The organism is Mucilaginibacter sediminis (assembly GCF_051903035.1).
Classification (GTDB): Bacteria; Bacteroidota; Bacteroidia; order Sphingobacteriales; family Sphingobacteriaceae; genus Mucilaginibacter.
The window spans coordinates 479,862-492,243 of sequence record NZ_CP170602.1 but is presented as its reverse complement, the minus strand read 5'-3'; the positions used below and the strand labels follow the sequence as shown (position 1 = coordinate 492,243).

The following is a 12,382-nucleotide window of genomic DNA, read 5'->3' as shown; positions in this document are numbered from 1 at the left end:
GTTCTACAATTCTTGTTTCAAAACCTTAACAGTAACAAGCAATTGGCCCAAATGGCGCATAGTATGCTCCGCAGCATGTACATACAGGCCAATAACAGTTGATGGCACCTGCGCCCGCCCCACACCTCTTTTATCGGTTAAAGTAGATTGATTGGTATTGGCCAATTGTTTCACAGCGCTATCAACCTGCAAATTAAATCGCTTAACTAATGCAGTTGAACCAATGGTTTCAGCGGGCGTACCCTCGGCGGCTAAATAGGTCAATTGGTCTGCGGAGAGCCCCTCGCCTTTTGCATAGGTAAAAAGCCTGTCGAGCACACCTGCCAAATGCTGTAAATGAAAACCAGGCGATGCCAGCCCAGCAACTTTATCCCACAACAATGGGTCCGGGAAATCGACCATCAGCTCATTCAACTCTTCCCTGGCCTGCAATAAAGCATGTGCCACGGGCTGCAGCAACGCCGGGATATCATTTAATGGACCGCGCAACCAAACTTCGGGTAGTTTAACTTTATCAATCATTATTTTTGCAGCATGGCTTTTACTTCATCGTGGTTAAGGGTTTGTGGCAGGTTATAAATTTCCTTTACCCGCTCATGGGTATTATCCGTCCATAGCCAGCTTGTCCATACCATAAACCAGGCCCATTCGGGTTGGGCTGCCAATACCTCTGGTCTGGGCAGTTCGCCGGTTTCGCCAAGCACTATAATTTTACCGTTGGCCAGGCTTAGCAGTTCGTTGTAATCCTTTTGCTCATAGTCAAAGTGATAAACGTCCGCACCCAGGATATCAACATAATCAGCACCAGGGTAATATAGTTTATAATCGTACGCTTCATCTTTTGGTATATCCCGCAAGCCGTTTGCGCCCCATACCCAAATCAGGTTATTTAGCTTATGATAATTGGTGTACCTGTCGTACATCATTTTCCAAAGTTTTTGGATCCCGTTTTTACCTTTTTTATCGCCCCACCAAAACCATACGCCATTCATTTCGTGGTAAGGTCGCCACAAAACCGGCACATGCGAATCCCGTAACTGTTTTAGATAGACCGCTTTTTTATCTATATCGGCAAGCCATCTTTTATTCAAGGGCGTATTTGGTGTAGTTAGCTCTGTCCATTCGGCATCGGTAAGTTTGCCCTGTATACTTGTTTTCCAATCGTATGGCGCATCATCGGTTGGCCGGCCCTGGTGCCACATAATGGTAACCAGGTAACCATCATGCCATTTCTTTTGAGCTTCGTATACAAGCTTCTGCCCGAGGTCTTTATCGCCCCACAACATAAAATCAGAACCCCATAATGCAGGATATTTCCCGGTAATGGCGTAAGCACTATCCGAAAACGTATTCAAATCGCTATTGTAATTCTGCTGACCAGACAGGACATGCCTGCCCTTTATTTGATATAAAAAGGATAGTAATTTAACCACTTCGGGCGATGCATTTTTGTTCACCGGCTTAAAACCCTGGGCAGCGGCCACAAATGGCAGAAGAGTTGCTGCTATAATTAATAACTGTCTTTTCATTAAGCGGCCTATTGAGGCGATTAGTCAAATATTCCTGATAAATTGTCTGATTTCAAATTTAATTAAAAACTTACAGCCTTTGTGGTATGGCTATTGCTATTAATAAGCTATATTTAACAGATTTTTATAGATATGCCTCCCGTCACGAAAAATAAACTCTCAATTTCCCTTATCCTTATTTCGTCATTTGCTTTATTATTAACTTTTCAAAGCTGCAAAGAAAAGCATGACAAAATAGCCAACAATCTTTTCAAAATAACTAAAAACAAAGTCTTCAAAGATTTTGATGACGATGCATATGTCGTTGCGTTTAAAAAAGAACTGGAGAATGAAAAATTAAAACTATCCAACGAACCTGTTGTTGAAGCCTTTTACAAAGCAAATAATTACCTGCCGGTATTTGTAATGAACCACCTTGCCAACGGCGACCTGGATGCCATACCTGATTTTTACGACAAAGCAACTGACCATGGCATCGATCCAAAGCTATTTAGCACCACGGAACTAAAAGCTATGATTGCTAAGTTTCATGATGTAAACAGCATCAAAACTACAGATGAAGCTTATGCCGACCTGGCAAAATTGGAATTACTGGCAACCAGCTCATTAACAAAATATGCCAGTGCCATGCAGTTTGGCTTACTTAATCCAAAAAAAATCTATTCGAGGTATTTTACCGTCACCAAACGGCCAGACAGTACATCGATGAAAGCTGTGCTTATGGCCACAGATACAAGGGCGTACCTGGATAGCATCCAACCTAAAGACCCACAGTATATTGCCTTGCAAAATGCATACCTGCACGGTGATACGTTTGATGGCTTATCAAAAGAAGAAGCCCAACGGTATCTGTTGGTTAATATGGAACGTTTGCGCTGGCGAAACAAGCCTTATGAGCCCAAATATGTATATGTAAATATCCCGGATTACAGGCTTGATGTTTTTGAAAATGGCAAATCTGTATTAAATATGAAAGTTTGTGTTGGCCAGGGCCGAAATATGAATGCGCAAAACAGCCTGATTAAATATGATGATACCTGTGCAATTGATAAACCATTCGCGCGTGAAACGCCGCAGTTGAGCAGCTTAATTCATAGCGTTGATGTAAACCCCGTATGGAACATACCACGAAGCATAGCCACCAAAGAAATTATAATAGAGGCCGCCAAAGACAGGTATTACCTATCCAACAAAAATATTGATGTTTACAAAGACGGAAACCTGATTGATAACCCCGAAGATGTTGACTGGAGTACTGTTACCAAAGACAACCTGGACTATGATTTTAAACAGCGGCCCGGGGAGGATAACTCTTTAGGCAAGATAAAATTCCTGTTTAAAAACAAAAGCAGTGTTTACCTGCATGATACCCCGGCAAAATCTGCATTCGGAAAAGCCATGCGGGCCGTGAGCCATGGTTGTGTGCGCCTTGGAGATCCTCAGGCGCTGGCAAAAAACCTTTTTGGAGAGGGCGAAGAATTTGATACCATTGCAAAAGACATGGCTTCTGACAATCCAGACCCTACCAGCATAGCGCTGCCTAAAAAAACACCTATTTATATCACATACGTTACCTGTTGGGCTGACGAAACTGGCACATTACAATTTAGGCAAGATGTATATGGACTGGACATTGTGCTATATGCTCACCTGAAAAAATTTCTGAGCAAATAAAAAAAATGCCCGGCTTGGTTAGGCCGGGCATTCAGATTTATAATTGGATAGGCTATATTTTATAGCTTTGCTATATCAAAAGATGTAGAATCGGCCGCTACCTGGTTTAAAAGTGCTGTTTCATCAAGATATTTTGAAGTGTAGGTATCATCATTACCATTGATAAAAAGTACCGATTTACCCTGGATGTTGTCGATCACAAAATTAACGACATTGGGTGCTACAGCCGGGCAGCCGAAACTACGGCCTAAACGTCCCTGCTGATCAATGGCACTTTGGCCTACGTATTTTGCTGCATGAACAACAATATCACGAAAACGGGCACTGGCATTAAAACCAGAATCCAATCCATCCAAATGCAACGACCGGCCATGTTTGCCTATGTAAACATTATCGGTAAGATAAAAACCTAAACTGCTTTGGTGCGAATCGTTACGATCAGAAAAGTGCTCGGCCATTTCCATTCCGCTTCCAGATCCGTGGGCCACCCAGGTATTTAACAACAGTTGCTTACTAAATAAATTGACAATCCACATGCGTTTTTCGCGACTTGATTTACTGAAATCGACTATGGTTAACACCGCGCTGTTTTCTGGTATTTTATGTGATAATTTCAGATTGGTATAACCGGTAAAGGCTTTTTCAAATACATCAAAAGCCAACCCCGATCCTTGCAACCCTGTAGCCACATAAAGGCTATTGACGTACTGATTAAATAATTCCTTGGCAGCAAGACCAGAATTTACCCCTCCGTTTGATTTGTTAGCATTTGGCGATCTCCAGCTAATAACCGTTGCAGAAAATAAAAAAATCGCCAATATTAAGCCCCAAAAACATTTCCTCATACTTGTGTTGAGTTTAATTTTTAATCAATAAGTTAAATTAGTGAAGGCTTAGAATTGATAAATTGACCGGTATTAGGAACCGGACAATTACAAATGTATAAATTTCAATCTAATTAAAAAATCATTTTAACATATTTTTAGTTATTGTGAAATTTTATTTCAATAAAAGAAACTTTAATACAAGTTTATACGGTGGAAATAATGGAAAGGTTAGGATTATTTATTTAATCCATTTAACTTTATTTTCGAGGGGAACGGTTCTTTTTCCTTCGGGATTTTGATCAGCATAACCGAGGTACAATACGCCCATTACCTGATCCTCTTCACGCAACTGTAAAAATTCTTTAAAACCTGGTTTTAATATTGCACCACCTGTACTCCAGAATGAAGCCATACTTAAGGCTGTAGCGCCAAGCAGGATGTTTTGAATAGCGCTGGAAACTGCAGCTACCTCCTCAAACGCGGGGATTTTTAACAGGTTCCCCCTCTCCATAATGGCAATAATAACATGAGATGATTTATCACCCTGGTGTTGGAGGTTGCTGTAAACAGTTTCATTAAATTCTTCGGCGTTTATCCCTTGCTTATAAACGTCAGCATGAATTTGGCAAAACTTAGTGGGATCTTCATATACAATAAAGCGCCACGGCTCGGTAAAACCGTGTGTTGGCGCCCAATCAGCAAGTTCAAGCAGGGCAGCAACATGACCATTTGGTGCCTTGTGCCCGTTCATCATATTTGGTTTAACCGAACGACGAGTTTTTATAACGCTGGCAACGGCAGCAAAAGAATTAGAATCCATGGTTTTAAATTTAGTACATAGTATCAGGTAGTTAGTATCAAGTAAATATCATAGCGTCTTTTAAAAAATCTTGATACTTGATACTAACTACTTGATACTTAAAAGATCGGCGGAAATTTGCCTGGGTTTGCTTCACTTACAATCGCATAAACAGCCTCAACAATATCATCAAGAGATGGTTTGCTAAAGTAATCGCCATCTGAACCATACGGCGGGCGGTGCTCTTTCGCAGTTAATGTACGCGGCTGGCTATCTAACGAATAATATCCTTTTTGGGCCTCAACTATTTGCTGAATAATATAAGCCGATGCCGCGCCCGGAACATCCTCGTCAACAACCAGCAGCTTATTTGTTTTCTTCAACGAAGTGCCACAAAGGTTCTCTTTATCAAACGGATATAAAGTTTGCGGGTCGATAACTTCAATGTTAATACCCATTTTTTCCAACTCTTCGGCAGCCTCTAAAACGATACGCAACGTTGAGCCGTATGATACCACGGTAACATCGGCCCCCTCCCGCATAATCTCGGCCTTACCCAGCGGAACGGTAAACTCGCCAACGTTTGCAGGGAGTTTTTCTTTCAGGCGGTAGCCGTTAAGGCTTTCGATAACCAATGCTGGTTCATCACCGCGCAGCAAAGTGTTGTACATACCTGCGGCCTGGGTCATGTTACGTGGCACGCAGATATGAAACCCGCGCATGGAGCCTAATATCATCCCTAATGGTGAGCCCGAATGCCAGATACCTTCCAGGCGGTGCCCGCGGGTGCGTATAATTAACGGTGCTTTTTGCCCGCCGAAAGTACGGTAACTCAGGCTACCAATATCATCGCAGATAACCGTCATAGCATATATCAGGTAATCAAGATATTGAATTTCGGCAATCGGCTTTAAGCCACGCATAGCCAAACCCATACCCTGCCCAATAATGGAGGTTTCACGGATACCGGTATCAGTTATCCGCAAATCGCCATACTTGCTTTGCAGGCCGGCAAACCCCTGGTTTACATCTCCTATAGCGCCTACGTCTTCACCGAATGCGACAATGGTTTTATCCCTTGCAAAATTGGCGTCGAAACAAGCGTTTAAAACTTCACGGCCATCAATTGAGCGCGCATCATCACTGTAGGTTGCAGGAACAACGGGCACATAAAGAGGTGATTGTGGTGTATTTGAAAATAACTTTGTGTTGTATCTTTCGTTATTTTTTTCCTTTTCAGTATTTAACCAGTTTACGAGTATTTGCCTTTCAGCCGAGTCCTCCTTAGCGGTAGCCCTCAAAGTTTTCCTTACAGCAGAGACAATTTCTTTGCGGCCGGCGTCATAACTTTTATGCAATTCGGCTACTATTTCTGTCAATTGTTGTTTAACAGAAACACCTTCGGCAAATTGTTCAATCATTTTGGCCGCTTCTTCCAGTTCGGCATTTATCAGGGTTACTAACTCCCCTGCTGCTTCACGCTGGCAGTCGCGTACATATTTTTTGGCCTCTGCTTCTAATTCATCCAGCTCTTGTTCGGTTGAGATGGCCGAAGCAATCATCCATTGGCGCATTTTTATCAAACAATCGTGCTCATCCTCCCAGGCCAGGCGATCTTTTGATTTATATCGTTCGTGTGAACCCGACGTTGAATGGCCTTGTGGCTGTGTCATCTCGGTAACGTGGATCAGTACCGGAACATGTTCTTCGCGGCATAAAGTAATGGCACGGGCGTAGGTTTCGCAAAGTGCTATATAATCCCAGCCTTTTACTTTAAAAATCTCGAAGCCATTTGAGCCATTTTCGCGCTGAAAACCTTTTAATATTTCAGAAATATCTTCTTTGGTAGTTTGGAGTTTAGCCGGCACCGAAATAGCATAGGCATCGTCCCAGATGGATATGGCCATCGGCACCTGTAGCACGCCCGCTGCGTTGAAGCATTCAAAAAATACACCTTCGGATGTGGCACCATTACCAATACTCCCAAAGGCAACTTCGTTACCATTAACCGAAAACTGTTTAAGATATTCTAATTCTTTATTCTGACGATATAGTTTTGATGCATAAGCCAAACCCAGCAAACGTGGCATATGACCACCTGTGGTTGATATATCCGATGAGCAATTCATTGTATCGGCCTGGTTTATCCAACTGCCATCGGCATTAATAAAGCGGGTAGCATAGTGGCAGTTCATTTGCCGGCCGGCTGAGGCAGGATCTTTTTCTACATCAGGATGGGCATAAAGCTGGGCAAAAAATTCCCTCAGGTTGCTCATGCCCGTGGCAAACATAAAAGTTTGGTCGCGGTAATAGCCTGCGCGCCAATCGCCGGCGCGGAAGGCTTTGGCCATAGCCAGTTGTGCAACCTCTTTGCCATCGCCAAAAATACCAAACTTGGCCTTGCCCGTTAATACCTCTTTGCGGCCTATAATACTGGCTTGTCTGCTCTCATAACCAATACGATAATCTTCAATAACGATCTTTTTAAAATCATCAAAACTAAGCTCTGCGGTATCAAATTTACTGGTGGCACGAATTGCAGTTCCAGGCATATAAAATTTCGTTTAGACGGTAAAATTATAAAATTCTATTTTGTATTTGGTATAGTAACACTTAAAACATGAAGTATTGCTAATAGTTTTGTTATTACGTTAAACCTTTTATATTTGTATTAATCAAATATAGTATATGAAAAAGATATTAATGATCTGCGCAGTGGTTTTAGGTTTTGCCTTCACTGCATCGGCACAAGATAACCAAAAAGCCGAGTTTAAATTCAACGAAGAGAAGCACGACTTTGGGAAAGTACCCCAGGGTACACCTGTTACTACCGTTTTTGAATTTACAAACATTGGTAAAGAGCCACTTATACTTACCGAAGTAAGGCCAACCTGCGGTTGCACTATTGCAGATTATACCAAAACCCCTGTAAAAAGCGGTGATAAAGGTTTAATTAAAATCACTTATAACGCTGCAGTGGCTGCCCCTTTTAACAAAACTATCGTGGTTAAATCAAACGCGGTTACACCCGAAAAATATTTAAATATTATAGGTGAAGTTATTGCCAAACCGGCCTCAAGTAAATAAACGCCAGCCAAACCCTCCCCGGAAGGGAGGCTTAAATAAAATATTGAACACCGCGACGCGGTGTTTTTTTTTGAAATTCATTTGACAATCATTATAATGAATCCGGATTTTAACCAGGGCAACTGTTTTCAGAGCCGGATAATTTTTTTGTAATTTTGCACATGCCAAAAATATCTCAGAAAGGGCAGCGAATGCCCGCATCTCCTATTCGTAAATTAACACCTTATGCTGACCAGGCTAAGCTGGACGGCAAAAAAGTGTACCATTTAAATATTGGGCAACCGGATATTCAAACGCCTGAAGGAATGTTAAATGCCATTAAAAACATTGATTTTAAAGTTTGGGCCTATACCCCATCCGAGGGTACTTTGAGCTATCGTAAAAAGCTTACACAATACTATAACAAATTAGGCTACAATATTACGCCGGATAACATCATTGTAACCACCGGCGGGTCTGAAGCCATTACCATAGCTATGATGGCCTGTTTAGATTCTGGTGATGAAGTAATAATCCCTGAACCTTTTTATGCCAATTACAATGGTTTTGCCAGCCAGAGCGATATTGTGGTAAAACCTATCTTATCATACATTGATAACGGATTTGCCCTGCCCCCTATCAGCGAATTTGAAAAGCTGATTACTGATAAAACCAAGGCTATTATCATTTGCAATCCTAACAATCCAACAGGGTACCTGTATTCGCAGGAAGAATTGGAGGCTTTAAGGGCATTGTGTTTAAAATACGATCTGTACTTGTTTTCAGACGAGGCTTACCGCGAGTTTTGCTACGATGGCCGTAAATTTATTTCGCCGATGCATTTAGATGGACTGGACGATAACGTGGTGGTTATGGATACCGTAAGCAAGCGTTACAGCGCATGCGGTGCCCGTTTAGGCTGCCTGATTACTAAAAATGCAGCATTACGCACAGCGGCGTTAAAATTTGCCCAGGCCCGTTTGAGTGCAGGCATGGTTGAACAAATTGCCGGCGAGGCAGCCGTTGATACGCCCGATGAATATTTTGAAGCTGTAAATAAAGAGTATACCAGCAGGCGAAACACCCTGGTAACCGCATTAAATAACATAGATGGGGTTTATTGCCCCAATCCCGGAGGCGCTTTTTATGTGGTTGCCCAACTCCCAATTGACGATGCCGATAAGTTTTGCCAATGGATGCTGGAAAGTTTCGACTACAATAATCAAACTGTAATGATGGCACCGGCAACGGGCTTTTACAGCACGCCGGGCGCCGGGATAAATGAAGTACGCATGGCCTATGTACTTAACAACGACGACTTAAAAAGCGCCATGATTTGTTTGGAGGAGGCTTTGAAGGTGTATCCCGGAAAAGTAGTGGCAACGGAGCATCTTGTTGCTAAAAATTAGTGTTTTTTAGCACGCATTTATTTTATCATACTTTACAACAAAACCTGGCTAACGCCGGGTTTTGTTGCTTAACAGTTTTTTTTTAATGCCCTCCGAATAACTTATTCAAATTACCATACGGCTTCGCATGGTCTGCATAGCTAAAAGTACCGTTTTGAAGTATCTCTTCTGCCGCCCTAAAAACCGCCCCGTAAGCTGCCCGGATGAGCGATGAGCCAATACTTACACGCTTCACGCCAATATCTGCGAGCATATTCAACGAAAAATCGCTACCCGAAAGGCCCATAACTACATTAACCGGGCGCGGCGCTACAGCCTTAACCACTGCCTCAATTTCCTGGCGCGTTTTAAGGCCGGGTGCAAATAACACATCGGCTCCGGCATCGGCAAAGGCCACAAGCCGTTTAATGGTATCTTTTAAATCGGGCCTGCCATATATCAAATTTTCGGCCCTGGCAGTTAATGTAAACGGATACGGGCTATCACCGGCCGCTTGTACGGCAGCCTTCACCCGTTCAACAGCCAATTCAAACGGGTAAATGGGATCGGCCGGATTCCCGGTGGCATCTTCAATAGAGCCTCCTGCTAAACCGATATTTGCAGCAAGGTTAATCGTTTCGGCACAAACCATAGGGTCGTCGGCATAGCCATTTTCCAGGTCGGCAGATACCGGCAAACTGGTTGCCGCAATGATATTTTTCACATTCTGCAACGTCTCCTCCCGTGTAATGGAAGCATGCCCATCAGGCTTACCCAAAGAGAAGGCAACCCCCGCGCTTGTTGTAGCAAGCGCCTTGAACCCCAACGATTCCAAAATCATTGCCGACCCCGCATCCCAGGGATTAGGAACTACAAAAATACCAGTCCTTTGATGCAGCATTTTAAACTCATTGGCCCTGGCTTCAACTAAATTTGCTGTAGATGTACTCATAAGATTATTGGTTAGATGGATAACAAACAAATCTATTGGATATTTGTGATTTCAAGCAAGACTATTTAGGTTCAGTAGTTAAATTTGGATTAGTAAGCTGCCGGAATTTGTGCCAATTAAAAAAACTATGATGGCATTATAAATATTTAACTTATTTTCAACCTATGAGTAAACTAAGTAAGGCATTTGAGCTTTTTGATGCTTATAATAAGCAAGATCCACGCAGTTTTACATGGGAAGGTGTAACTGAGCCGCAAGAATACTTTTTTGCTGTTAAATTATATGAATGGGTTTTAAAATTAACTCCGGACGCTGGTGAAGAATTATTATTGGCATCCAGAAGTCAGCACATTGGGCGATGGGAAATTCCGCGTGAAGATTACCCGGAGGGACGTGAGCCATACCTGAAATGGCGCAAAGACCTGGCCTTGCATCATGCTGCCATTGCAGACCGTTTAATGAAAGATGCGGGTTATAACGACGAAACATCGGATCGTGTTAAACAAATCATCCTGAAGAAACGAATTAAGGTTGATGCTGATGTGCAGACCATGGAGAATGCGCTTTGCCTGGTATTCCTGCAATTACAATATGAAGAATTCAGGAAAAAATACGAGCAGGAACCGGAGAAAATAATTAATATCCTTCGGAAATCATTATTAAAAATGGACGGGCACGGGCATCAGTTCGCATTACAATTGCCTTATTCGGAAAATGGGTTAGCGTTAATCAATGAGGCCTTAAGCAATTTGTAATTATAACGGGGCTGTAAGTAAGTTTTTGTAGCGCAGATGAGTTATAAACTGTCCTGATGAGGCAGTTTGTCATATTGTAGAAATGTAAAATAATGTCAAAGCTTAATTTTATTTCGCCTTTTTTTATTGTTTCCGATTTAACCGATTCGGTTGATTTCTATGTAACTAAACTTGGGTTTGAAGTTCGGTACATGGGGCCCGAGGGCGATCCGTTTTTTGCTATGGTGGGCCGCGGACCCGTTTCCTTAATGCTAAAGGCCATTACAGCCGACATAAAACCCATCCCCAATCCTACCCGACACGAATGGGCCGCCTGGGATGCATACATTTCTACCGAAGATCCTGATGCTTTATTTGAGGAATTCAGCCGGGCCGGCATAAGCTTCCGGCAACCCATCCACAACAATAGCGACGGGTTGCGTGGTTTTGAAGTAACAGATGCCGATGGCTATGTTTTATTTTTTGGCCGGCCTATCGTAGCCTAAAAGTAGCCCTTTATAAATTTGAAGCTGCCTTTTTAGCGCTGCCTGTTGCGTGCGGGTTACCGTTACAACATCATAGTATTTATCGCCATCGTATCTAACTTTTGCTTTTTTGGAAATGGCTATCCTTACCAGCATGGAAAGGTTTGCCTCAGGGACTTCTTCGTCGCTCCATTCCCATGTTGCACCGTCGCCATTATCTCTTTTAAAATCAGGCGCGTAATCAAAATTTTCGCCACCGGCATTGAAAGTCATATTTTTAATGAATAACCAATCCTTTGAGGTGTATTGAGTGGTAAACCGGAGTGCGTAACTACTGTCCTCCGTACTAATATAGGCGAATATGCCATTGATATTCACATAACGTGGGGAGCTTTGATCATAGATAAATGTATTGCCCGAAAACTGATCATGTTTTTTGCGCGCATTGCGATAAAGTTTTCTGAACGTTGCGGCATCCACTACAATTGAAGACAATTCTTTGAGTGCAGATTTCGACGATGCACCTTGCTTTGCCTCATTACTAATTACACCGGCGCTGTCTTTTTTTGCCTTATTGATCGACGCAACGCTGTCAATAGCAACCGAATCGGCTGTATTGTTAGTGGTATTTTCAATGGTGTAATTATGGATTGTGGTTATCAGCCCTATTAACACCAACACGCAGATGGTGATGATGATTGCTCCAGAACTGCTATTTTTTTCTTGACTAACGCCAGGACTCGCTCGTGAAGTTTCAACAGGTTGAAAGGCTTCTTCATCCTCGCTTAACGGCGTGGCGGAGGGCGACACCTCACTTATCGCAGTTTCAAATATGCTGCCGCAGTAAGCACATTTTATAGTTGTATTAGCCGCGGATTCCAGTTCGGCACCGCAATTACTACATTTACTTAATTTCAGGGGATCCATG

At 42.6% G+C, this 12,382-nt stretch carries 12 protein-coding genes; 5 read left to right on the top strand and 7 right to left on the bottom strand.

Annotated features, from left to right (window positions below):
* Positions 1-3: 3 nt before the first annotated feature.
* On the bottom strand, positions 4-522 hold the full coding sequence (locus ACFGVS_RS01770) for a DinB family protein (protein WP_439697215.1): 519 nt from the start codon (positions 520-522) through the stop codon (positions 4-6).
* Positions 522-1,529: a glycosyl hydrolase gene (locus ACFGVS_RS01765; RefSeq protein WP_439697214.1), complete on the bottom strand. Its 1,008-nt coding sequence runs from the start codon at positions 1,527-1,529 to the stop codon at positions 522-524. The genes ACFGVS_RS01770 and ACFGVS_RS01765 overlap by 1 nt, the downstream gene beginning before the upstream one ends.
* Before the next feature lie 132 nt (positions 1,530-1,661).
* On the opposite strand from ACFGVS_RS01765, the gene ACFGVS_RS01760 reads away from it, so the two are divergent.
* Complete coding sequence (locus ACFGVS_RS01760; protein WP_439697213.1) at positions 1,662-3,203, top strand: L,D-transpeptidase family protein; 1,542 nt, start codon at positions 1,662-1,664, stop codon at positions 3,201-3,203.
* 59 nt (positions 3,204-3,262) lie between these two features.
* On the opposite strand, the gene ACFGVS_RS01755 is transcribed toward ACFGVS_RS01760, so the two are convergent.
* From ACFGVS_RS01755 to ACFGVS_RS01745, 3 genes are all read right to left on the bottom strand, one after another.
* Entirely contained in the window at positions 3,263-4,048 is a 786-nt protein-coding gene (locus ACFGVS_RS01755) for a murein L,D-transpeptidase catalytic domain family protein (protein ID WP_090650046.1), read from the bottom strand.
* Positions 4,049-4,268: 220 nt separating this feature from the next.
* Entirely contained in the window at positions 4,269-4,850 is a 582-nt protein-coding gene (locus tag ACFGVS_RS01750; protein WP_439697212.1) for a nitroreductase family protein, read from the bottom strand.
* Between the two features lie 98 nt (positions 4,851-4,948).
* A complete protein-coding gene (locus ACFGVS_RS01745) occupies positions 4,949-7,381 on the bottom strand; it encodes a thiamine pyrophosphate-dependent enzyme (protein WP_439697211.1) in 2,433 nt (810 codons plus the stop codon).
* 136 nt (positions 7,382-7,517) lie between these two features.
* Between ACFGVS_RS01745 and ACFGVS_RS01740 the strand changes: the two genes are divergently transcribed.
* Positions 7,518-7,916: a DUF1573 domain-containing protein gene (locus tag ACFGVS_RS01740; protein ID WP_090650036.1), complete on the top strand. Its 399-nt coding sequence runs from the start codon at positions 7,518-7,520 to the stop codon at positions 7,914-7,916.
* Positions 7,917-8,077: 161 nt separating this feature from the next.
* Positions 8,078-9,304 (top strand): pyridoxal phosphate-dependent aminotransferase, encoded by a 1,227-nt coding sequence (locus ACFGVS_RS01735; RefSeq protein WP_439697210.1) that lies wholly within the window; start codon positions 8,078-8,080, stop codon positions 9,302-9,304.
* A gap of 82 nt (positions 9,305-9,386) precedes the next feature.
* Here ACFGVS_RS01735 and ACFGVS_RS01730 read toward each other — a convergent pair whose 3' ends face one another.
* Positions 9,387-10,235 (bottom strand): isocitrate lyase/PEP mutase family protein, encoded by an 849-nt coding sequence (locus ACFGVS_RS01730; protein ID WP_439697209.1) that lies wholly within the window; start codon positions 10,233-10,235, stop codon positions 9,387-9,389.
* Positions 10,236-10,399: 164 nt separating this feature from the next.
* Here ACFGVS_RS01730 and ACFGVS_RS01725 point away from each other — a divergent pair, with 164 nt between their 5' ends.
* On the top strand, positions 10,400-10,990 hold the full coding sequence (locus tag ACFGVS_RS01725; protein ID WP_439697208.1) for a DUF4202 domain-containing protein: 591 nt from the start codon (positions 10,400-10,402) through the stop codon (positions 10,988-10,990).
* Between the two features lie 92 nt (positions 10,991-11,082).
* Positions 11,083-11,475: a VOC family protein gene (locus ACFGVS_RS01720; protein ID WP_439697207.1), complete on the top strand. Its 393-nt coding sequence runs from the start codon at positions 11,083-11,085 to the stop codon at positions 11,473-11,475.
* Here ACFGVS_RS01720 and ACFGVS_RS01715 read toward each other — a convergent pair.
* Entirely contained in the window at positions 11,446-12,381 is a 936-nt protein-coding gene (locus tag ACFGVS_RS01715) for a hypothetical protein (protein WP_439697206.1), read from the bottom strand. The two genes, ACFGVS_RS01720 and ACFGVS_RS01715, sit on opposite strands and share 30 nt — an antisense overlap.
* Between the last annotated feature and the right edge of the window lies 1 nt (position 12,382).

Bases quoted from the DNA above. Each gene is read 5' to 3' on its own strand.
- ACFGVS_RS01770 (WP_439697215.1), bottom strand. From the start codon at position 522: ATGATTGATAAAGTTAAACTACCCGAAGTTTGGTTGCGCGGTCCATTA.
- ACFGVS_RS01765 (WP_439697214.1), bottom strand. From the start codon at position 1,529: ATGAAAAGACAGTTATTAATTATAGCAGCAACTCTTCTGCCATTTGTG.
- ACFGVS_RS01760 (WP_439697213.1), top strand. From the start codon at position 1,662: ATGCCTCCCGTCACGAAAAATAAACTCTCAATTTCCCTTATCCTTATT.
- ACFGVS_RS01755 (WP_090650046.1), bottom strand. From the start codon at position 4,048: ATGAGGAAATGTTTTTGGGGCTTAATATTGGCGATTTTTTTATTTTCT.
- ACFGVS_RS01750 (WP_439697212.1), bottom strand. From the start codon at position 4,850: ATGGATTCTAATTCTTTTGCTGCCGTTGCCAGCGTTATAAAAACTCGT.
- ACFGVS_RS01745 (WP_439697211.1), bottom strand. From the start codon at position 7,381: ATGCCTGGAACTGCAATTCGTGCCACCAGTAAATTTGATACCGCAGAG.
- ACFGVS_RS01740 (WP_090650036.1), top strand. From the start codon at position 7,518: ATGAAAAAGATATTAATGATCTGCGCAGTGGTTTTAGGTTTTGCCTTC.
- ACFGVS_RS01735 (WP_439697210.1), top strand. From the start codon at position 8,078: ATGCCAAAAATATCTCAGAAAGGGCAGCGAATGCCCGCATCTCCTATT.
- ACFGVS_RS01730 (WP_439697209.1), bottom strand. From the start codon at position 10,235: ATGAGTACATCTACAGCAAATTTAGTTGAAGCCAGGGCCAATGAGTTT.
- ACFGVS_RS01725 (WP_439697208.1), top strand. From the start codon at position 10,400: ATGAGTAAACTAAGTAAGGCATTTGAGCTTTTTGATGCTTATAATAAG.
- ACFGVS_RS01720 (WP_439697207.1), top strand. From the start codon at position 11,083: ATGTCAAAGCTTAATTTTATTTCGCCTTTTTTTATTGTTTCCGATTTA.
- ACFGVS_RS01715 (WP_439697206.1), bottom strand. From the start codon at position 12,381: ATGGATCCCCTGAAATTAAGTAAATGTAGTAATTGCGGTGCCGAACTG.